Source organism: Lysinibacillus sp. GbtcB16, from assembly GCF_019091145.1.
Lineage (GTDB): Bacteria > Bacillota > Bacilli > Bacillales_A > Planococcaceae > Lysinibacillus > Lysinibacillus fusiformis.
This window is the reverse complement of record NZ_JAGXJV010000418.1, coordinates 1-270: the sequence shown is the minus strand read 5'-3', so window position 1 is coordinate 270 and position 270 is coordinate 1. Positions and strand designations below refer to the sequence as shown.

Annotated in this window: 1 protein-coding gene; it reads right to left on the bottom strand. The window is 38.1% G+C overall.

Features of this window, described 5'->3' with window-relative positions:
* The coding region (locus KVT27_RS24760) for a GerAB/ArcD/ProY family transporter (RefSeq protein ID WP_217582185.1) at positions 1-260 on the bottom strand (260 nt) is incomplete at its 3' end.
* Between the last annotated feature and the right edge of the window lie 10 nt (positions 261-270).

Here is a 270-nt window from a genome sequence, read left to right as displayed (position 1 = left end):
ACAAAGCTTCCAATGACCCAGATCATAACCGCAATGGCCTCAAGACGTTCAAGGGAGCCTTCAATACCAATATATTGCATGACACTTAAATAGGAATAATTCAATTGACCCGTTAATGAACCGAGGACCATGATTGAAAGTAAAACAATGGTGAAAATAAAAATAAAAATACCTAGGAGAGCTATCAACGATATTTTAAGAGCCTTCTTCGGCTGATTGAGATAGGGAAGCAACCATCCCAGGATGAACAATTGATTCATAAATGCTCCT